Source organism: Streptomyces sp. MMG1533, from assembly GCF_001279775.1.
Taxonomy (GTDB): Bacteria; Actinomycetota; Actinomycetes; order Streptomycetales; family Streptomycetaceae; genus Streptomyces.
In genome coordinates this window covers 20894-41018 of record NZ_LGDG01000041.1, presented here as the reverse complement: position 1 = coordinate 41018, position 20125 = coordinate 20894, and the positions used below count along the sequence as shown (strand labels likewise).

The 20125-nt window shown below is 70.6% G+C and carries 15 protein-coding genes and 2 pseudogenes; 5 read left to right on the top strand and 12 right to left on the bottom strand.

Going from position 1 to position 20125, the window contains the following annotated elements:
- Positions 1-24: 24 nt before the first annotated feature.
- The 9 genes from ADK57_RS07245 to ADK57_RS07205 form a co-directional block, all read right to left on the bottom strand.
- Entirely contained in the window at positions 25-1575 is a 1551-nt protein-coding gene (locus ADK57_RS07245) for a GMC family oxidoreductase (RefSeq protein ID WP_053748520.1), read from the bottom strand.
- Between the two features lie 16 nt (positions 1576-1591).
- Positions 1592-3154, bottom strand: coding sequence for an APC family permease (locus tag ADK57_RS07240; protein WP_053748519.1), 1563 nt, complete (start codon positions 3152-3154; stop codon positions 1592-1594).
- A gap of 105 nt (positions 3155-3259) precedes the next feature.
- Complete coding sequence (locus tag ADK57_RS07235) at positions 3260-4726, bottom strand: aldehyde dehydrogenase family protein (protein WP_053748518.1); 1467 nt, start codon at positions 4724-4726, stop codon at positions 3260-3262.
- A complete protein-coding gene (locus tag ADK57_RS07230) occupies positions 4719-5882 on the bottom strand; it encodes an aromatic ring-hydroxylating oxygenase subunit alpha (protein WP_053748517.1) in 1164 nt (387 codons plus the stop codon). Before ADK57_RS07230 ends, ADK57_RS07235 begins: the two co-directional genes overlap by 8 nt.
- Before the next feature lie 11 nt (positions 5883-5893).
- The gene (gene solA / locus ADK57_RS07225) at positions 5894-7048 is read right to left on the bottom strand and encodes an N-methyl-L-tryptophan oxidase (protein WP_053748516.1); all 1155 of its coding nucleotides are present in this window, start codon (positions 7046-7048) and stop codon (positions 5894-5896) included.
- 44 nt (positions 7049-7092) lie between these two features.
- A complete protein-coding gene (locus ADK57_RS07220; protein ID WP_053748515.1) occupies positions 7093-9549 on the bottom strand; it encodes a GcvT family protein in 2457 nt (818 codons plus the stop codon).
- A 145-nt stretch (positions 9550-9694) separates the two neighbouring features.
- Positions 9695-10108, bottom strand: coding sequence for an MBL fold metallo-hydrolase (locus ADK57_RS07215; RefSeq protein ID WP_053748514.1), 414 nt, complete (start codon positions 10106-10108; stop codon positions 9695-9697).
- Entirely contained in the window at positions 10105-11190 is a 1086-nt protein-coding gene (locus ADK57_RS07210; protein ID WP_053748513.1) for an S-(hydroxymethyl)mycothiol dehydrogenase, read from the bottom strand. The genes ADK57_RS07215 and ADK57_RS07210 overlap by 4 nt, the downstream gene beginning before the upstream one ends.
- A gap of 212 nt (positions 11191-11402) precedes the next feature.
- Positions 11403-12230, bottom strand: a complete 828-nt coding sequence (locus ADK57_RS07205; protein WP_199830497.1) for an IclR family transcriptional regulator — start codon at positions 12228-12230, stop codon at positions 11403-11405.
- 359 nt (positions 12231-12589) lie between these two features.
- On the opposite strand from ADK57_RS07205, the gene ADK57_RS07200 reads away from it, so the two are divergent.
- Together ADK57_RS07200 and ADK57_RS07195 are read left to right on the top strand one after the other, a co-directional pair.
- Complete coding sequence (locus tag ADK57_RS07200) at positions 12590-12913, top strand: bifunctional 3-phenylpropionate/cinnamic acid dioxygenase ferredoxin subunit (RefSeq protein WP_053748512.1); 324 nt, start codon at positions 12590-12592, stop codon at positions 12911-12913.
- Positions 12910-14094 (top strand): NAD(P)/FAD-dependent oxidoreductase, encoded by a 1185-nt coding sequence (locus ADK57_RS07195; protein WP_199830496.1) that lies wholly within the window; start codon positions 12910-12912, stop codon positions 14092-14094. The genes ADK57_RS07200 and ADK57_RS07195 overlap by 4 nt, the downstream gene beginning before the upstream one ends.
- 54 nt (positions 14095-14148) lie before the next feature.
- Here ADK57_RS07195 and ADK57_RS07190 read toward each other — a convergent pair whose 3' ends face one another.
- Complete coding sequence (locus ADK57_RS07190; RefSeq protein WP_053748691.1) at positions 14149-14721, bottom strand: hypothetical protein; 573 nt, start codon at positions 14719-14721, stop codon at positions 14149-14151.
- Between the two features lie 420 nt (positions 14722-15141).
- Between ADK57_RS07190 and ADK57_RS07185 the strand changes: the two genes are divergently transcribed.
- From ADK57_RS07185 to ADK57_RS07175, 3 genes are read left to right on the top strand one after another with little or no spacing between them, the layout of a single operon-like run.
- The gene (locus ADK57_RS07185; protein ID WP_053748511.1) at positions 15142-17994 is read left to right on the top strand and encodes a nitrate- and nitrite sensing domain-containing protein; all 2853 of its coding nucleotides are present in this window, start codon (positions 15142-15144) and stop codon (positions 17992-17994) included.
- Complete coding sequence (locus ADK57_RS07180; protein WP_053748510.1) at positions 17991-18428, top strand: roadblock/LC7 domain-containing protein; 438 nt, start codon at positions 17991-17993, stop codon at positions 18426-18428. Before ADK57_RS07185 ends, ADK57_RS07180 begins: the two co-directional genes overlap by 4 nt.
- 9 nt (positions 18429-18437) lie before the next feature.
- The gene (locus ADK57_RS07175) at positions 18438-18833 is read left to right on the top strand and encodes a DUF742 domain-containing protein (protein WP_053748509.1); all 396 of its coding nucleotides are present in this window, start codon (positions 18438-18440) and stop codon (positions 18831-18833) included.
- Here the strand turns inward: ADK57_RS07175 and ADK57_RS47035 are convergent.
- Together ADK57_RS47035 and ADK57_RS07165 are read right to left on the bottom strand one after the other, a co-directional pair.
- Positions 18820-19283: pseudogene (locus ADK57_RS47035) on the bottom strand (thioesterase family protein). The gene ADK57_RS07175 and the pseudogene ADK57_RS47035 overlap by 14 nt on opposite strands.
- A 29-nt stretch (positions 19284-19312) precedes the next feature.
- A pseudogene (locus tag ADK57_RS07165) lies at positions 19313-19942 on the bottom strand (3-hydroxyacyl-CoA dehydrogenase NAD-binding domain-containing protein); the annotation flags it as partial.
- Positions 19943-20125: the final 183 nt, after the last annotated feature.

Genomic DNA, 20125 nt, shown 5'->3' with positions numbered 1-20125 from the left:
GCAGTTCCCCGCGCCCCTGGGCGTCTACGCATCCTCCTTCAGCAGGTCCGCGCACTTCTCGCCGATCATCATCGTCGTGATGCACGGGTTGACGGTGACGAGATCCGGCATGACGGACCCGTCGGCGACCCTGAGCCCCTCGACCCCCTTGACCCGCAGCCGCGCGTCGAGCGGGGCCGAGGGGTCGTCGTCCGCGCCCATCTTCACGGTGCAGGACGGGTGGTAGACGGTGTTGTGGGTCTTGTGGATGTAGTCGAGGAGTTCCTCGTCGGTCTGCACGTCCGGGCCCGGGGCCAGTTCCGCGCCCGCCCAGCCGCTCAGCGCGGGCTGCGAGGCGATACGACGGGCGAGCTTGAGGCCGTACGTCATCACCCGCACGTCGTGCTCGTGAGTGAAGTACCGCGGGTCGACCATGGGCTTGTCCCGGTAGTCGCGGGTACGGAGCCTCACGGTGCCCCGCGACCTCGCCCGCGTCACGTTCGGCGTGAGACAGAACGCGTTCTCGGACGTCGGATAGCCCCAGCGCGCCGTGTTCATGTCGAACGGCACCGACCCGTAGTGGAACATCAGGTCGGGACGGTCCAGACCCTCCTCGGTGTCGTAGAAGATGCCCGCCTCCCACCACTGACTGGACGAGGTGGTCATCGGCTGCCTGGCCTCCCACATGATGACGCCCTCGGGGTGGTCCTGGAGGTTTTCGCCGACGCCCGCCGAGTCGACGACGACCTCGACGCCGGCCTCGCGCAGGTGCCGGGCCGGTCCGATGCCGGACAGCATCAGCAGCTTCGGGGTGTCTATCGCCCCGCACGAGACGATCACCTCGCGGCGGGCCCGTACCGTCCGGGTGTGGATCAGGTCCGGGTCCAGGTACTCGGCGCCCACGCAGCGCCGGCCGTCGAGCACGAGCTTCTTGGCCCGCACCCCCGTGCGCACCTCCAGGTTCGGCCGCTTGCCCATGACCGGGTGGAGGTAGGCGACCGAGGACGACTGGCGGATGTTGTTCTCGTCGGAGTTGATCTGGAACCAGTTGGCGCCCCGGACCACCGTCGAGCCCGTGTTGAAGGGCGTCGTCGGGATGCCCGCCTGCGTGCACGCCTCCAGCAGGGCCGTGCCGCACGGGTCGTCGCTCTTCAGCGTGCGCAGCTTCACCGGGCCGGTACGGCCGTGGTGGTCGCCGGGAGCGTCGTTGTTCTCCAGCCGCCGGTACAGCGGGAAGAGGTCGGCGGCGCTCCAGCCCGTACAGCCCCCGGCGGCCCAGTCGTCGAGGTCCTCCGCCGGGGCCCAGAAGGCGATGCAGGAGTTGTGGGACGAACAGCCGCCCAGCACCTTCGCGCGGGCGTGCCGCATGAAGCTGTTGCCGCTCGACTGCGGCTCGACCGGGTAGTCCCAGTCGTAGCCGGACTCCAACAGGCCCATCCAGCGCTCGAGTTTGAGGACGTCGTCGTCGCCGACGTCGCTCGGACCCGCCTCCAGGACGCACACCGTGACGGAGGGGTCCTCGGACAGGCGCGCCGCCACCACGTTGCCCGCAGTGCCACCGCCGACCACGACGTAGTCGAACTCATCGGTGCTCATGAGTGGTTGACCTCCTTCAGTCGGCCGCCGGGGCGGCGAGGGGAGTCGTGGTGGCCGCGGGCTGCAGCTGGTGCTCGGCGAGCACGCCGGTGCGGTGCCGCTGGACGAACCAGTAGTAGGCGAAGCCGCCGCCCATGATGACCGCGACGAACAGCACCGCGCCCCAGCGCAGGTACCAGTGGAACGGAGCGGCCGCGTTGTAGACCTCGGCCCTCGGCCAGATCAGGTTGATCGTCATGGCCGTGCCCCACACCACGGCGACGATGTTGACGAGCAGTCCCCAGCGGCCCAGCGAGAACTTGCCGTCTCCCGCGGGCTGCCACTTGCCGCGCAACCGGGCCACCAGCATCGGCGCGGTGACGCCGAGGTAGGCGAGGTAGATCATGATGATGCCGATGCTGGTGACGACGGTGAAGATCTGCGGCTGGCGGATGTTGACGACGAGGATCGCCACGGCGAGCACGCCGATGATCACCGCGGGGAGCACCGGGGTCTGGAAGCGCGGGCTGACCTTGGCCAGCCGGGAGGACGCGGGCAGGTTGTTGTCACGGGCCATCGCGAACGTCAGCCGGATCGCCGCCGTGTGGACGGCCAGCGCGCACACGGTGACCGCGATCAGCACGCACCACAGCATCGCCTTGCCGGCCGTCGACCCGAGCACGTCGAGGACGATGTACTGCAGGCCGTCCGTGGACAGCTTGTCGCCCTTCAGGCTGGAGACGCTCATCAGCGCGAGCAGCAGAATCAGGCCGCCCAGGACGAACGAGGCGACGATGGCGCGGATGATGGCACGCGGCGCGTTGCGAGACGGGTCGAGGGACTCCTCGCCGAGCGAGGCGGCCGTGTCGAAGCCGTACATGACGTACGCGGACGCCAGCGAGGCCACCAGGAACGCGCCCATGTAGCCCGCCTGGTGCCCGGCCCCGGTGCCCGCCGTGTCGGTCACCACCTGCGGTCCTCGCGTGATGTGGACGGCGAACAGCACGATGAGGACGACGGTGGCGATCAGCTCGATGAGCACGCCCGCGCTGTTGATGGTGGCCATCAGCTTCACGCCGAAGGCGTTCACCAGGGTCGTGAACAGGATCAGCACCGTCGCGAGCACGACCGCGTTCGTCGCCACGTCGTACTTGCCGGTGCCGTCGCCGACGAACTGGAAGGCGGACGAGATCTGCGGCAGCGTCAGTTGATAGGCGAGCGCCACGGCCGAGATCGACACGATCGAGGCGATCAGCATCATCCAGCCCGCGAGCCAGCCCAGGTGCGGATTGCCTATCTTCTTCGACCAGTTGTAGACGGAGCCCGCGACGGGATAGCGGGCGGCCAGTTCCGCGAAGCACAGGGCGACCATGAACTGGCCGACGAAGACCATCGGCCACGACCACCAGTAGGCGGGGCCGCCGCTGCCGTAGCCGAAGTAGAACAGCTGGAAGGTGCCGGTGAGGATCGAGATGTAGCTGATTCCTGCGGCGAAGGTGTGGAAGTTGCCAAGGGTGCGCTTGAGTTCGGGTTTGTATCCGAACTCGGCGAGTTCGGCGTCGTCCTGTTGTCCGGAGGATGGTTGCTCGGTGGTTGTCATGAGCGGACTCCTGGTGGGCCGGAGGAGGGGAGCGGCTCGGCGCGGGTGCCGGGTTCAATGAGGGGGGTTGTACGTGGGGGGCGTGTGCGGGATGTTACGCATGGGTCAGTCGAACCAACCCTGCGGTGTCGGGGCCGTGTTGCGCCAGATGTGCTTCGTCTCGCGATATTCGGCGAGGCCCGACGGTCCGAGTTCGCGGCCGAAGCCGGACTGCTTGAATCCGCCCCACTCCGCCTGCGGTACGTAGGGGTGGTAGTCGTTGATCCAGACCGTACCGAGCCGCAGCCGCCCGGCGACCCGGGCCGCCTTGGCCTCGTCGCTCGTCCAGACGGCGCCGGCGAGGCCGTAGATGGTGTCGTTCGCGACGCGCACCGCCTCGTCCTCGCTGGTGAAGCGCTCGACGGTGAGGACCGGCCCGAAGGACTCCTCCTGGACGACCGACATCCCCGCGGTGCACTCGTCCAGCACGGTCGGCGGGTAGTAGAAGCCGTCGTCGAAGCCCGGCCCGGACGGCCGCGCGCCCCCGCAGCGCAGTACCGCCCCCTCCTCCAGGCCCTTGGCGACGTACGCCTCGACCTTCGAGCGGTGTGCCGCCGAGATCAGCGGCCCGGTCTGGGCCTGTTCGTCGAACGGGCCCCCGAGCCTGATCTCCGAGGCCCGGCGTACCACCTCGTCCACGAACCGGTCGTGCAGGGAGTCCTCGACCAGCAGCCGTGCCCCAGACGAGCAGACCTGCCCGGAGTGCAGGAACACGGCCGTCAGCGCCATGTCCACGGCCGCCTCGAAGCCCGCGTCGGCGAAGACGATGTTGGGATTCTTGCCGCCGAGTTCCAGCGCGACCTTCTTCACGGTCCCGGCCGCGGCCACCATCAGGCGGCGACCGGTCTGCAGGCCGCCGGTGAAGGAGACGAGGTCGACGTCCGGATGGTCGCCGAGCGGGGCACCGGCCTCCGGACCGGCGCCCAGGACCAGGTTGCCGACCCCGGCGGGCAGCCCGGCCTCCGCCAGGAGCCGCATGAGGTGGATCGCGGTGTGCGGGGTCAGTTCACTCGGCTTCAGCACGAAGGTGTTGCCGGCCGCGAGGGCCGGGGCGACCTTCCAGGCCGTCTGCAGCAGCGGGTAGTTCCACGGCGTGATCAGCGCGCAGACGCCGACCGGCTCGTACACCACCCGGCTGTCGACGCCCTCCGTACCCGTGTCGACGACCCGGCCGGTCTCGCTCGCGACCAGCCGCCCGAAGTAGCGGAAGCAGTTGGCGATGTCGTCGATGTCGTACTCGCTCTCGACGAGCCGCTTCCCGGTGTCCAGGGACTCGGCGCGGGCGAGCGCGTCCTTGTCCCGGATCAGGAGATCGGCGACCCGCAGCAGCAGGTCACCGCGCTCGTTCGGGGACGTGCGCGGCCACGGCCCCTCGTCGAAGGCCCGGCGGGCGGCGGCGATCGCCTCCACCGTGTCCTTGCCGCCCGCCTCGTCCACGACCCCCACCAGGGAACCGTCGGCGGGGCAGCGGATCTCGCGGGTGCGCTCGTCGACCGCACTCCGCCACGCGCCGTCAATGAACAGGTCAGGCATGGCCGCCTCCCAGCTTCTCCAAGAGCCACTCGTGGAAGATCCCGATGTGGTGCTCGTTGGGGACCAGCACACCACCCCTGCGGTAGGCACGCGACGCCATTGCCGGCTGCGTCCGTTCACAGGCCTCGAAGTCCTGCTCGTTGACCCGGTGGAAGAGCTCCACCGACTTCGACAGGTCCGCCCCGGACTCCACCACCTCCGGCGCGTACAGCCAGTCGCACTCGACGACCGTGCGGTCCTCGCTCATCGGGAACATGCGGTGCAGGATCACATGGTCCGGTACCAGGTTGATGAACACCGTCGGCTTCACGGTGATGGCGTAGTAGCGGCGGTCCTGGTCCTCGGAGACCGAGGGCAGCTTGGCGAAGCCCTCGCTGCCGTCGACCGTGAAGCCCTTGACCTCCTGGCCGAACTCGGCGCCATGGCCCACGTAGTACTGGGCCGCGTAGCCGTCGGCGAACTCCGGGAGCACATCCGTGAGCTCGGGGTGGATCGTCGCGCAGTGGTAGCACTCCATGAAGTTCTCGACGATCAGCTTCCAGTTCGCCTTCACGTCGTAGACGATCCGCTTGCCGAGCGCGAGGTTCTCGGTGCCGTAGTGGTCGATGGCGGCCACGTCGCCGAGCCGTTCCACGGCGGCGTGCATGACCGTCTCCTCGAAGGAGGGCGGTTCGTCGGCGAGGCACACCCACGCGTAGCCGAGCCACTCCCGCAGCGACACCTTGACCAGTCCGTACTCGACCCGGTCGACGTCCGGCATCTTGATCAAGTTGGGTGCGGCGATCAACTTGCCGTCGAGGTCGTACGTCCATGCGTGGTACGGACACTGGAGGTTGCGCCGGACCTCGCCGGACTCCTCCATGCACAGCCGGGCACCGCGATGGCGGCAGATGTTGAGGAAGGCACGCAGCTCGCCCTTGCGGCCCCGCGTGACGAGCACGTTCTCGCGGCCGATCTGGACGGTGCGGAAAGCGCCCGGGTTGGCCAGGTCGGCGCTGCGGACGGCGCAGAACCACATCGACTCGAACAGGTGCTCCTGCTCCTGCCGGAAGATCTCCGGGTCGGTGTAGTAGCCCCCGGGGAGGGTGGCGATCAGGCTGGGGGAGATCCGGTGGGCCTCGGAGAGCGGGCTCTCGGGGGCGGGGGTCGTCGTCACGGGCGGGCTCCTCAGGCGGGCGCGGCGGCGAGGCGGGCGGGGTCGAACAGGCCGATGGGGTGCTCGGTGGTGCCGGTCAGGGCCAGGTCGGCGAGGATCTCGCCGACGACGGGCACGAACTTGAAGCCGTGCCCGGAGAACCCGCAGGCCACGGTCACCGACTCCGGGTGCGCTGGGTGCCGGGCGATGACGAAGTGCTCGTCCGGGGTGGTGGAGTACATGCAGGTGGCGGCCTTGAGGAAGGTTCCGGGGAGGTCGGGGATGCAGCCGGCCATGTGGGCGGCCATCGCCTTGATCTCGTCCTCGTGGACCGTCCGGTCGATGGTCTCCGGGGTGGTGACCTCGCCCTTGCGGAAGAAGGCGACCTTGGCACCGAGGTCGGGGCCGTCGATGGACGGGAAGCCGTAGACCTGGACGCCGGCCGCGTCCTCCCAGATGTAGACCGGGTGGTTCTCGGGGACGAAGGGCCGGACACCGCCGGTCGGCTGGAACCAGTACATGACCTGCCGCTCGATGGTGAACGGCACCCCGATGTCGGTGAGCAGCTGCGGCGCCCACGCGCCCGGGCAGATCACCAGCTGGGCGGCCGTGTAGGTGTTCTCCGCCGTATGGACGCGAACGCCGTCCCGGTACGGCTCCCAGCGTGTCATCGGCTCTTCGAAGTGCAGGTCGGCGCCCTGCCGGGTGGCGAGCTGGAGGTGCGCGGCGACGGTGTTCTCGGGCCGCAGGAGACCGGCCTTCTTCTCGAACAGGGCGACCTCGTCGTCCCCCGGTGCGAGCGTCGGGAAGCGGCGGCGGATCTCCTTCGCGTCCAGCATCTCGTGCGGCAGGCCCCACTGTTGGGCGGAGAGCAGCGAGCCGGAGACGGTCCGGGAGTCGGGGCGGCCGACCATCACGCCGCCGGGGAGGATCGCGATCTCGCGGCCGGTGGCCCGCTCCAGGTCCTCATACAGCTCGTAGGCGCGCAGCAGCAGCGGGACGTACGCCGGGTCCTCGAAGTACGACTGCCGGGTGATCCGCGAACCGCCGTGGCTGGAGCCGCGGTTGTGCACGGGGCCGAATTTCTCCAGGCCCAGTACGCGGGCGCCGCGCGCGGACAGGTGGTGGGCGGCGGCGCTGCCCATACCGCCGAGACCGATGACGATCACGTCGTAGGTGGGGGACACGGAGGGCCTCCTGGGGCGTCTCCGGGCTTCTGGCCCGGGGATTCTCAACGGCGGATGCGGGTCATCTTCGGGTCGAAGAGGGGCTCTTCGGCCACGGTCGCGGGGACCTTCTCGCCGAAGTACTCGATGTGCACGCCGGCACCGGTGGTCAGGCTGGCCGGCAGCCAGGCGTACGCGACACAGCGGCCGAGCGTGTAGCCGTACGCGGCGCTCGTCACGTAGCCGGCGGGGACGCCGTCGACGTAGACCGGTTCCTTGCCGAGGACCACGTCGGCGGGGTCGTCGAGGAGGAGGGGCATGAGCTTGCGGGTGAGGGGCGCGTCGGTGAGCGCCTCGCGCCCCACGAACTCCTTGTCCGTGCGGACCGCGAAGCCGACGCCCGCCTCGTACGGGGTGTGCTCGTCGGTCATGTCGGTGCCCCAGGCCCGGTAGCCCTTCTCCAGGCGCAGGGAGTTGAAGGCCGAGCGGCCGGCCGCGACCACGCCGAGCTCCCGACCGGCCTCCCACAGCGTGTCCCACAGGCGCAGGCCCAGGTCGGCGGTGGTGTACAGCTCCCAGCCGAGCTCGCCGACGTACGACAGGCGCATGGCCGTCACCGGGACGTGCCCGAGGTACGTCTCCTTCGCACGGAAGTAGCCGAACGCCTCGTGCGAGAAGTCGTCGCGGGTCAGCGGTTGGACGAGGTCGCGGGCGAGGGGGCCCCAGACGCCGATGCAGCAGGTACCGGAGGTGATGTCCTTGATGTGGACGTCGTCGGGGGCGTGGCGGGCGAGCCAGTCGAGGTCGGCGGGGGAGTTGGCGCCGACCTGGAAGCGGTCGGGGGCGAGACGGGCGACGGTGAGGTCGGAGCGGACGCCGCCGGTCTCGTCGAGGAGGAGCGTGTAGGTGACCGCGCCGGGCTTCTTGCGGAGGTTGTTGGTGGTCATGCGGTTCAGGAAGTCGAGGGCTCCGGGGCCGGTGACTTCGAGGCGCCGCAGGGGAGTCATGTCGTAGAGGGCGACTTTTTCGCGGGTCGCCCTGGCCTCGGCGGCGGCGATGGGAGACCAGTAGCGGGCCGACCAGGCGTCGCGCTCGGGGAGCGGGTCGAGCGCGTCGACGAGCGGGGCGTTCGCCTCGTACCAGTGCGGGCGTTCCCAGCCGCCGCCCTCCAGGAAGAACGCGCCGAGCTGCTGCTGCCGGGCGTGGAAGGGGCTGACGCGCAGGGGGCGTGGCTGCTCCATCGGCTGGAGCGGGTGGAGGACGTCGTACACCTCGACGAACTGCTGTGAACCGCGTTCACGGATGTACGACGGTGAACGCTGCGCTTCCTCGAAGCGCGTGAGGTCGCACTCGTGCAGGTCGAGGGAGGGCCGCCCGTCGACCATCCACTCGGCGACGGCCTTGGCCACACCGGCGGAGTGGGTGACCCACACGGCTTCGGCCAGCCAGAAGCCGCGCAGCTGCCGCGACTCGCCGAGGACCGGCATGCCGTCCGGGGTGAAGGAGAAGACGCCGTTGAAGCCGGCCTCGATCTCGGCGTTCCGCAGGGCCGGGACCAGCCGGCGGCAGTCGTCCCAGCTCGGGGCCCAGTCCTCCTCGGTGAAGGGGAAGGAGGAGGGCATGTCCAGGTTCTGCGCGCGGGCCTCGTCGTACGGCAGGATCGCGAACGGGTCGACCGGCATGGGCTTGTGGGCGTAGGAGCCGATGCCCAGGCGGTCGGTGTGCTCGCGGAAGTAGAGGTCGCGGTCCTGGAAGCGGAGGATCGGCTTCGAGGCCTCGGCGGTCGCCGCGCTCAGCTCGGGGAGCGGCTCGGTCTTCGCGTACTGGTGGGCGAGCGGCTGCAGGGGGACGTCGATGCCGGCCATGCGGCCGATGACCGGGCCCCAGAAACCGGCCGCGGAGACGACGTGGTCGGCGGGGAAGGTGCCCTGGTCGGTGACGACGGCAGCGACCCGGCCTGCTTCCTTCTCGATCCCGGTGACCGTGTGGCGTTCCAGGAAGCGGGCGCCTCTCCCGGTGGCCCGTTCCATCTGGGCGCGGGACGCGAGCAGGGCGCGGGCGAGCCCGTCGTCGGGGGTGTGGAAGCCGCCGAGCACCACGGACTCGTCGAGGAGCGGCCAGAGTTGCTTGCAGCGGGCGGTGTCGACGATCTCGCCGCGGATGCCCCAGGCGGCGGCGTAACCGGCCCTGCGGTGCAGTTCGGCGAGGCGCTCCGGGGTGGTGGCGAGCTCCAGGCCGCCGACCTGGTTGAAGCAGGGGACGCCGTCCACGTCGAGGGAGAGGAACTTCTCGACCGTGTACTTGGCGAACCCGGCGAGCGTCTTGGACGGACTGGTCTGGAAGACGAGGCCGGGCGCGTGCGAGGTGGAGCCGCCGGGGGCGGGCAGCGGGCCCTGTTCCAGGACGGTGACGTCGGTCCAGCCGCGGGCGGTCAGTTCGTCGGCGAGGGAGCAGCCGACGATGCCGGCGCCGACGATGACCACGCGTGGGGAGTGAGAGTGGTTTTCGGGCGTGCTGGACATGCCCCTCCTTGCCGGGGACGGGGGTGAACGCGCTTGAGGGGGAGCGAACGAGCTTGAGGGGGAGCCGAACGAGCTTGAAGGGGAGCGAACGAGCTTGAGGGGGACGAAGGAGCCTGAGGGGGAGCGAACGAGCCTGAGGGAGCGCTCAGACGGTGGGCACGTTGGGCCGCTCGGCGGCGATCGTCGTGTCCTGGCCGTGCCCGGTGTGGACGACCGTGTCGCCGGGCAGGGTGAGCAGCCGGTTGCGGATGGACGCCTCGATGGTGGGACGGTCCGAGTAGGAGCGGCCGGTGGCGCCGGGGCCGCCGTGGAAGAGGGTGTCGCCGGTGAACACGGCGTTCAGGAACGGGGCGTACAGCGAGCAACTGCCCCAGGTGTGAGCAGGGTTGTGGACGACCTGGACCTCGATGCCGGCGACGGTGAGGATCCGGCCGTCGGTCAGCTCGCCGTCCGGTTTGCGGCCGGCGTCGAAGGTCTCGCCGTCGAGGCTGAAGGTGCCCTTCGTGACGACCCGGTCTACCCGTACCGAGCCCTTCACAGGACGTACCGAGCCGTTCATAGGACGACCACCGAGCGCAGCACCTCACCGCGGTGCATCTTGGCGAAGGCATCCTCGACCTGGTCGAGCGCGATGGTCTCGGTGACGAAGGCGTTCAGGTCCAGCAGCCCGTACAGGTACTGGTCGATCAGGAACGGGAAGTCGCGGCTCGGCAGGCAGTCGCCGTACCAGGACGACTTGATGGCGCCGCCGCGCGAGAACACGTCGATCAGCGGGAGCTCGACCGTCATCTCGGGGGAGGGGACGCCGACCTGGACCAGCAGGCCGGCGTGGTCGCGCATGTAGAAGGCCTGCTTGAAGGTCTCCGGGCGGCCCACCGCGTCGATCGCGATGTCCACACCGTGGCCGTCGGTGAGGGCGCGGACCGCCTCGACCGGGTCCGTGCCGCGGGAGTTGACGGTGTGCGTGGCGCCGAACTTCTCCGCCTGGTCGAGCTTCTTGTCGTCGATGTCGACGGCGATGACCTTCATGGCACCGTTCAGGCAGGCGCCCGCGATGGCCGCGTTGCCGACGCCGCCGCAGCCGATGACGGCGACCGAGTCGCCGCGGCCGACCTGGCCGGTGTTGACCGCGGCGCCGTACCCCGCCATCACGCCGCAGCCGATGAGGCCCGCTGCCTCGGGACGGGCGGCCGGGTCGATCTTCACCGCCTGTCCCGCCGCGACCAGGGTCTTCTCGGCGAAGGCGCCGATGCCGAGGGCGTTGCTCAGCGGGGTGCCGTCCAGGAGGGTCATCGGCTGGGTGGCGTTGCGGGAGTCGAAGCAGTACCAGGGGCGGCCACGGCGACAGGAACGGCAGGAACCGCAGGGCGCGCGCCACGCCAGCACCACGTAGTCGCCCGGTTCGAGGTCGGTCACGCCCTCGCCGACCGCCTCGATCGTGCCGGCTGCCTCATGGCCCAGCAGGAACGGGAAGTCGTCGTTGATCGCGCCCTCCCGATAGTGCAGATCCGTGTGGCAGACCCCGCAGGCCTGCACGGCGACGAGCACCTCTCCGGGACCCGGGTCGGGAACGACGATGGTCTGCACCTCGACGGGTGCGCCCTTTTTCACAGCGACTACGGCACGGACCTCGTGTGGCACGACCAAGCTCCTCTGCTGTTGCGCAATGCGCGATGGGTTGCGCGTTGAGGAACATATTGAGAACGCCATCGAGCGGTCGTCAAGAGGTGCGAGTTAACCCTTGGCAAAAGGAATCTGTGGGGCGAAACCTGCCGGACACACGGCGGCGCGAGACCAGGAGATTCCCGGTCCCGCGCCGCGTTCGTGCTCTTGCGTGTCTGTTCGGGGATCGGTCAGAAGCCGTATCCCATCCGGCGGGACAGCTCGGCCCCGGCCGCCACCGTGCGCTTGGCCAGCTCCGGCAGTCGGTCGCTGTTGAGGCGGTACACCGGGCCCGAGACGCTGATGGCGGCGATGACCTTGCCGTCGTGCGACCGGATCGGGGCAGCCGCGGCGGCCAGGCCCAGCTCCAGTTCCTCGATGGTGATGCCGTAGCCCTGCTCCACCACGGCCTCCAGCTCGCCCCGCAGTACGGAGGCGCCGGTGATGGTCCGCTCCGTGAAGCGCGGCAGGGAACGCGCGAGCAGGCCCTCGCGCAGGGTGGGCGGCATGTGCGCGAGCAGCACCTTGCCGCTGGAGGTGGCGTGCAGCGGGGTGCGTCTGCCCAGCCAGTTCTGCGCCGTCACGGATGCGGTGCCGCGGGCCTGCATGATGTTGACCGCCGCATCGTCGTCCAGGACCGCGATGTTCACCGTCTCGCCCAGCTCGTCGGCGAGTTCCCGGCAGACCGGGACGCCTTCCTGCGAGATGTCCAGCCGTACTGCCGCCGCCCCCGCCAGGCGTAGTACGCCGGCTCCCAGGTAGTACTTGCCGCGGTCCTTGGCCTGGGCCACCAGCCCGCGGTTCTCCAGGACGCCGAGCAGCCGGAACGCGGTGGACTTGTGCACCTCCAGCTCGTCGGCGATCTCGGTGACGCCCGCCTCACCATGTCGGGCCAGGATCTCCAGCACGCTCACGGCACGGTCCACCGACTGGACGGCGCTGGCCGCCCCTCTGCCGTTCTTCTCCGGGGTCGCGGCCTTCTCCTCGCTGCGGTCGGGCTGCTTCTGCGTGCGGGTCATGGCTCAACTCTCACCACCTGTGGGCCCGGTTCGGGCCGCATCTGCGGGAACCCCTTGACGTGACGGTCGTCCCGCCCGGATTCTGTTGCGCATAGCGCTTGCTCGTGCGCCATGTGAAACATCATGTTACCGAAGCGTCCGGCGCCCGTAAGGGGGCCGAACAGTACGGATCAGTGCGGACCGGTTCGGACCGATGAAGGTTCGACGAAGGTTCGACACGAAGGTTCGGCAAGGTCCGGCGCTGACTGAACTCCTCGCTTCCGCACTCCCTTGCTGCCGGGCCAACGACGGTCCGCACTCACTGATCAAACTGGACCACACAGGTCCGGACCGAGCGTCCCGGACCGAGAGGGGGGCCCGTGATTCCCGTCTGCCGCTTCGAAGACCTCCCCGACGGCGAGTCCGTCCGCGTCGAGACGACACCGCCCATCGCCGTGTTCCGCACCGAGGACGGCGAGCTGTACGCCATCGACGACACCTGCACCCATCAGGACGCGTCCCTCTCCGAGGGCTGGCTGGAGGGCTGTCTGGTCGAATGCCCACTGCACGCGGCTTCATTCGATCTCCGCTCCGGACAGCCGACCTGCCTCCCGGCCAGGCGACCCGTCCGCACCCACCGGGTCAGCGTCGACGACGGGATGATCCACGTCCACGTCGCCGCGGAGGAGGGTACCGCCGCATGAGGACCGTGACCGTCGTCGGCGCCTCCCTCTCCGGTCTGTACGCGGCCCGGGAACTGCGCTCCCAGGGCTTCGACGGACGCCTGGTGATCGTCGGCGACGAAACCCACCGCCCGTACGACCGGCCTCCCCTCTCCAAGGACTTCCTCACCGGCCGCGCCGCTGAGGACCAGCTGGCTCTCACGGACGCCGAGGAGGCCGCCGAACTCGACGCCGAGTGGCTGCTCGGCAAACGGGCCCGCGGCCTCGACGCCCGCGGCCGGACCGTGCTCCTCGACGACGGCCGTACGGTGTCCACCGACGGTGTCGTCATCGCCACCGGCGCCTCGGCCCGCCGTCTCCCGGGCTCCCGCCTCACCGGGGTGCACACCCTGCGCACCCTCGACGACGCCCGTGCCCTGCGCGACGAGCTCGGCGGCGGACCCCGTCAGGTCGTCGTCATCGGCGGCGGCTTCGTCGGCGCCGAGACCGCGTCCTCCTGCGCCGCCCTCGGCCACACCGTCACCGTCGTCGAGGCCGCGCCGCTTCCGCTCGTGCCCCAACTCGGCCCCGAGATGGCCGCCGTGTGCGCAGCGCTGCACCGGCGTGGCGGGGTGGACCTGGTCACGGGCACCGGGGTGGCCGGACTGCGCGGCACGGCCGCCGTCACCGGCGTCGCACTCTCCGACGGCCGTGTCCTGCCCGCCGACACGGTGATCGTCGGCATCGGCGCCACCCCCAACACCGCCTGGCTGGCGGGCTCTACGCTCGCCCTGCACGACGGCGTGCTGTGCGACGACGGCTGTGTGACGGCCCTGCCGCAGGTGGTCGCCGTCGGCGATGTCGCCCGTGTCGGCGGCACCCGCGCCGAACACTGGACGTCCGCGACGGAGCAGCCCCGGGTCGCCGTGGCCAATCTGCTCGCCGGGCGCACCCGGGAGACCGCGGGCTCACTGCCGTACTTCTGGTCGGACCAGTACGGCGCCCGCATCCAGTTCGCCGGCCGTCGGCAGGACGGGGACAGCGTCCGCATCGCCGAGGGCGAACTCGCCGACGACGCACCGGCCGAGGGCGGCTTCCTCGCCCTGTACGAGCGGGACGGCCGTACGACCGCGGTGCTCTCCGTGGACCGGCCACGCCCCTTCATGCGGGCGCGACGGGAACTCGTACGCGGAGGGAGCAGGCCGCAGCCGGCCGCACTCTGAACGCCGCCGGCCCGGACGCCGCAAGCCGTTCTTCCGGGCCGGCCCGGAAGTTCCTCAGGAGTGCGACAGCTGCCCCGCGCCGCCTTGCCGGCGTATGCGCTCCTGGGCCCGCTCGGCGGCCCGTGTCTGTCGCCGTGCCCTGCGCCGCTCGCGTCGCAGCGCACGCGCGGTGCTGCTGGGCGTGGACACCACGCCATGACGCTGGTTCCACACCTGGCGGGTCACCCAGACGTCGAGGGCGCCCCAGGTGGCCACCACCGTGCTGGCGACGCTGCTGAGCACCATCGGGAACGCCAGCCAGGAACCGGCCATGGTGCACAGGAAGGCCACCATCGCCTGGATCAGCGTCACGGCGATGATCAGCACCGCCCGCACCGCCGACGTCCGCACCGGATCGGGCAACCGGCGCCGCTGCGCAGGCTCCTCGATCCACAACGGCCGGTACTCGGGCTGCGCTCGTGCCGCACCGCGCTCCACGCGCCGGACGGGGTCGGTCGCGCCCTTGTGCGCCGCTGCCCCGCCCCCGTCCGTCGGAATGTCGTGATCCAGCGCCTCGGGGTCCCGCTGCGCCGTCGAACGCGCCGACCCGCTGTCCGGCAGCGTCTCTTGTCGCTCCGCCGTGCCCATCACCGTGTCACTCCCCACCGCCGGCAGACTGCTCGCTCCGTGTCCGAAGACCCGGCTTCCCAGTGGCTGCCCGGCTTGCGCTGATTTACGCCGCCCGGGTGCGGGTTGCAGCTCCTGTGGCCGATTCCGCCCCCAACTCCCATGGATAACGACGAACGAATCCCCTTCAAGATTCCCAACGAACGCAAAATTCCGGCCAACTGGGCAGACGGATCGATCACGCCCTCACCGACGGCCGCCGAGGAAAGACAGGAGTCGATCTCCTCCAATGAGCGGACAACTCCCCATGTCTCGCCCTCGGTGCGGAAGTTCAGCTTCCGGACCGGTCTTCGAGTTACCTCTGCGTCAGTAGTAGGCTCGCGCACGTTTGTTGACGCACATCTGTACCCCTGCCGGTGGGGGGTCGAACTGGGGGAGGCCATGCGCTTTCGCGGGAAGTCGATCCGCCGGAAGATCGTGGCGCTGCTCCTCGTGCCGCTGGTGTCCCTGATCGCGATCTGGGGCTTCGCCACGGTACTCACGGGCCGGGAAGTCGCCCAGCTGTTCCACGTGTCCTCCGTCGTCGAGAAGATCGGCTACCCCACCGAGGACACCGTCCGGGTCCTCCAGCAGGAACGCCGGCAGACCCTCGTCTACCTCGCCGATCCCCGGGCCTCCGACGCGCTGTCCGCGCTGCGCAGCACACGCGGCGCCACCGACGACGCCATCGCCAAGATCCGCGAGAACGCCAAGGACCCCGACGCCCGCGACGCACTGGACGCGGACGACGACGAACACCTCACCACCGTCCTGGACGCGTTGGACGGCATCGACTCCCTGCGCCGCAGCGTCGAGGAGGGCACGGTCAACCGGACGCAGGCCCTCGACCTCTACAACCGTCTCGTCGACCCCTGCTACGCCCTGCTGGCTTCCACCGACGGCGTCGACAGCGTGGAGCTGGACAAGCAGGCCCGGGTCCTGGTGAACATCACCCGAGCCCGCGAACTGCTCTCCCGTGAGGACGCCCTGCTGGGCTCCGCCCTGGTGGTCGGGAAACTCTCCCGCGAGGAGATCCGCGACATCGCCGACCTCGCCGCCCAGCGCACCCTGATGTACGACATCAGCCTGCCGGTGCTGCCCGCGACGGAGCGAGAACGCTACGAACGCTTCTGGAAGAACGCCACCACCGCCCCGCTGCGGTCGGCGGAACAGGCCGTCATCGCCTCCGACCCCGGCCCGCCCCCCGGCGCGGTGAGCGCCAAGAGCTGGGACGCCGCCGCGGGCAGTGCCCTCGACGAGCTCGCCACGCTCAACGACCAGGCCGGCGACCGCTATCAGGACCGCGTCCGCCCCGACGCCATGGCCGTCATCGTCAAGGCTGCCGTCGCCGGCCTCCTCGGCCTCGCCGCCCTGCTCTTCTCCCTCGTCCTGTCCGTGCGCGTCGGCCGTGGCCTCATCCGCGACCTGCGACAACTGCGCCTGGAGGCCCACGAGGCGTCCGGCGTCCGGCTGCCCAGCGTGATGCGCCGCCTCTCGGTGGGCGAACAGATCGACGTGGAGACCGAGGTCCCGCGCCTGGAGTACGACAAGAACGAGATCGGCGATGTCGGCCAGGCCCTCAACACCCTGCAACGCGCCGCCGTCGAGGCCGCCGTCAAACAGGCCGAGCTCCGGGCCGGCGTCTCCGAGGTCTTCGTGAACCTCGCCCGCCGCAGCCAGGTCCTCCTGCACAAGCAACTCACCCTGCTCGACGCCATGGAGCGGCGGACCGAGGACACCGACGAACTCGCCGACCTCTTCCGCCTCGACCACCTGACCACCCGTATGCGCCGGCACGCCGAGGGCCTGGTGATCCTCTCCGGCGCCGCCCCCTCCCGGCAGTGGCGCAAACCCGTTCAGCTCATGGACGTCGTACGCGCCGCCGTCGCCGAGGTCGAGGACTACGAGCGCATCGAGGTCCGCCGGCTGCCCCGGGTCGCGGTCACCGGCCCGGCGGTCGCGGACCTCACGCACCTCGTCGCCGAACTCCTGGAGAACGCCACGGTGTTCTCCCCGCCGCACACCGCCGTCCAGGTCGTCGGCGAACGCGTCGCCAACGGTTTCACCCTGGAGATCCACGACCGTGGCCTCGGCATGGCCGCCGACGCGCTCCTGGACGCCAACCTCCGGCTCGCCGAGACGCCGGAGTTCGAGCTGTCCGACACCGACCGGCTGGGCCTGTTCGTGGTCAGCCGGCTCGCCCAGCGGCAGCACGTCCGGGTCTCCCTCCAGCCGTCCCCCTACGGCGGCACCACGGCCGTCGTCTTCATCCCCGACACCCTGCTGACGGACGACGTCCCGGACACCAACGGCATCGGCTTCCGCCTCGACCGGCCCCGGCCCTCCAAGGAGGCCGAGCTGGAGGAGGCCCGCCGCGCCCCGCTCTCCCAGGCGTCGGGGCAGCTGCCGGGCCTTCCGGCCGCGCTCCTGGACGGCCCGGTCGAACTGGAGGCTCCCGTCGACCTGGACGCCCTCGACGACTTCCCGGGCGCCCTGGACGACGAGGACAGCGAACGCGGCGGACTGTTCCGCCCGCGCCGCTCCCTCACCCGTACGGACGACGAGACGCCCTCCCGGCACGGCGAGCAGCAGAACCAGGCTTCCGAGCCGGGCGACGCGGGCCAGGCCGACGACGACCTCGACGCCCCGGTCCCGCTGCCCCGCCACCGGACCCCCAAGCTGGTCAGCTCCCACGGACGCCCGGTCACCGAGCAGCGAGGGCGGCGCGAGGAGGGGGACGAGGAGTCCCCTGCGGGCCCGAGCCGGTCGCGCCCCCAGCCGGCCGCACCACTGGGACCGGCCCCGCTGCCCACCCGCCGCCGTGGCGCGAACCCGCTGCGCCGGGGCACCGGCGTGGCCGACCGCCTCGACGACCAGCGCACCGAGTCCCCGACCGCCGAACGGCCCGACGCCCCCGCCCTCCCCAGGCGTACCCGGCGCGCAGAGATCACGTCCAGCGGCCCGGACCTGTCCGCCGGACGCCCCGACACCGCGCCCCAGGCGTCCGACTCCGGCTCCGGCACGGCCCCGTTGCCCCGCCGCGTACGCCAGGCCAACCTGGCCCCGCAGCTGAAGCAGAGCCCCGGGCGGCGCCCCGACGACACGGCGGAGCCGGCCGATCGGGACGCCGACGAGGTACGCAGCCGTATGGCCTCGCTCCAGCGCGGCTGGCAGCGCGGCCGCGAGGAGAACGCCGCGGGCGACGACGCCCACAGCGGCACAGCACCACAAGGAACGAAGGGGGACGGTCGATGACCGCACCGAAGGCGACCGGCAACACCGCGGGTAACCAGAACGGCGAGCTCAACTGGCTCCTCGACGACCTGGTGGAGCGCGTCGCGAGCATCCGCAAGGCCCTCGTGCTCTCCGGCGACGGCCTGCCGACGGGCGTGTCCAGAGACCTGACCCGAGAGGACAGCGAGCACCTGGCCGCCGTCGCCTCGGGGTTCCACAGCCTTGCCAAGGGCGTGGGCCGCCACTTCGAGGCGGGCAACGTCCGGCAGACGGTCGTCGAACTCGACGACGCCTTCCTGTTCGTCACGGCCGCAGGCGACGGCAGCTGCCTCGCCGTGCTCTCGGACGCGGATTCGGACGTGGGCCTGGTCGCGTACGAGATGACGCTCCTGGTGAAGCGGGTCGGTGTGCATCTGGGTGCCGCTCCGCGCACCGATCTGCCTCAGGGCGGGTAGTGAGATGACATGAGCACAGACGGTCAGGGAAGAAGCCACTGGTTCGACGACGACGCCGGACCGGTCGTCCGTCCGTACGCCATGACGCGCGGCCGCACCACCAGTCAGGGACAGCACCGCCTCGACCTCATCGCGGTGGTCGTCACGGAATCCCAGGCGGACGACCCGGAAGGCGACCACACGCTGTCCCCGGAGCACGTGGACATCGTCGACCTGTGCCGTGACACCCCGCAGTCGGTCGCCGAACTCGCCGCCGAACTCGACCTGCCCATCGGCGTGGTGCGCGTGCTCGTGGGCGACCTGGTGGCGGGGGAGTTCGTCCACGTCAACCGGCCCGTGCCCCCTGCCGAACTCCCGGACGAGAGCATTCTGAGGGACGTGATCAACGGCCTCAGGGCGCTGTGATCGAGCGCCCGGCCCATGAGGGGGGTGGTTCCGTCAGCGCCGTGAGGCGCTCACGGACCGCATCGGGGAGGGGGGTCGCACGGCCCGCCCGCCGGTCTACGTGAAGGGCGAGCAACTCGGTGGTGGCCACCGGGCGGTCGTCCGCTTCCGGCCCCGTGACGACGTACATCTCATGCGTGAAGCACGCCTTCTTCCCGGCCGCGCCGAGCACGCGCGTGCGTACGGCGAGCCGTGCGCCCTCCGATACGTCCCGCAGGAGCGGATGTGGGACTCGACCGTGTACATGGAGCAGCCGGTGCTCTCGCGGCACGCGGGGCCCATCCCCGTACCCTCCATCAGCGCGTCCGTCGCGTAACCGAAGACCAGGACGTAGAACGCCTCGCTCATGTGCCCGTTGTAGTCGATCCACTCCGGGCGCACGGTCTCGCGGAACAGCGGCAGGCCCGACAGACCCGGCGTGCCCGGCAGTCCGGGCAGGCTCACTGGGCACCGCCCCTGGGCAGGCGCCCGGTGGAGCGCAGGACCGCTATGACGCCCCGGTCGCGTTCGGCGACCAGATCGGCGATCGTACGGCCGTCCGCGGCGTCGTCGCAGCCGGCGACCACGGCGTCGTGGAGCGCCCTGTCCAGTTCCGGGGCCTCCAGCCTGGTCCACGGGGACTTCAGGGACGGCCCGAAGTGGTCGAGCATGTGGGCCATGCCGCCCTCGCCGCCCGCGAGCGCGAAGGTGAGCATCGGGCCCATGACCGCCCAGCGCAGGCCAGGGCCCTCGGTGATGGACAGGTCGATGTCGCGGACCGTCGCCTCACCAGTCGCGACCATGTGCAGGGCCTCCCGCCACAAGGCTTCCTGGAGCCGGTTCGCGATGAAGCCGGGGACCTCGCGGTCCATGGTGATGACGGACTTGCCCGCCACCTCGTAGAAACGGGACGCCCACCGCACCGTCTCCGGGTCTGTCCGTTCCCCGCCGACGACCTCGACGAGCGGGATCAGATACGTCGGGTTGAACGGGTGGCCGACGACCAGTCGGCCGGGCGTGACCGCCTCGGTCTGCATGTCGGTCATCGGATAGCCGGAGGTGGAGGAGGCGATGACGACGCCGGCGGGCGTAACCCATCTCTTCCTCGGCTCCCGACGGGACCTGCTTGACAACCGCCTCCATATTCTCACCATCCGCGCAACCATCGCGGCATGTGGACAATCACGTCTTCGTGCTGAAGGGGACACCAAGCCTTGCCCGGGGCGCTCCGCCACCGGGTGCGGACCAGGCACTGACCCAGCCCGCCCGATATG

Coding starts and splice junctions, on each gene's coding strand:
- ADK57_RS07245 (WP_053748520.1), bottom strand. CDS start 1,575: ATGAGCACCGATGAGTTCGACTACGTCGTGGTCGGCGGTGGCACTGCG.
- ADK57_RS07235 (WP_053748518.1), bottom strand. CDS start 4,726: ATGCCTGACCTGTTCATTGACGGCGCGTGGCGGAGTGCGGTCGACGAG.
- ADK57_RS07205 (WP_199830497.1), bottom strand. CDS start 12,230: ATGACCCGCACGCAGAAGCAGCCCGACCGCAGCGAGGAGAAGGCCGCG.
- ADK57_RS07190 (WP_053748691.1), bottom strand. CDS start 14,721: ATGGGCACGGCGGAGCGACAAGAGACGCTGCCGGACAGCGGGTCGGCG.
- ADK57_RS07215 (WP_053748514.1), bottom strand. CDS start 10,108: ATGAACGGCTCGGTACGTCCTGTGAAGGGCTCGGTACGGGTAGACCGG.
- ADK57_RS07185 (WP_053748511.1), top strand. CDS start 15,142: ATGCGCTTTCGCGGGAAGTCGATCCGCCGGAAGATCGTGGCGCTGCTC.
- ADK57_RS07175 (WP_053748509.1), top strand. CDS start 18,438: ATGAGCACAGACGGTCAGGGAAGAAGCCACTGGTTCGACGACGACGCC.
- ADK57_RS07180 (WP_053748510.1), top strand. CDS start 17,991: ATGACCGCACCGAAGGCGACCGGCAACACCGCGGGTAACCAGAACGGC.
- ADK57_RS07240 (WP_053748519.1), bottom strand. CDS start 3,154: ATGACAACCACCGAGCAACCATCCTCCGGACAACAGGACGACGCCGAA.
- ADK57_RS07195 (WP_199830496.1), top strand. CDS start 12,910: ATGAGGACCGTGACCGTCGTCGGCGCCTCCCTCTCCGGTCTGTACGCG.
- ADK57_RS07220 (WP_053748515.1), bottom strand. CDS start 9,549: ATGTCCAGCACGCCCGAAAACCACTCTCACTCCCCACGCGTGGTCATC.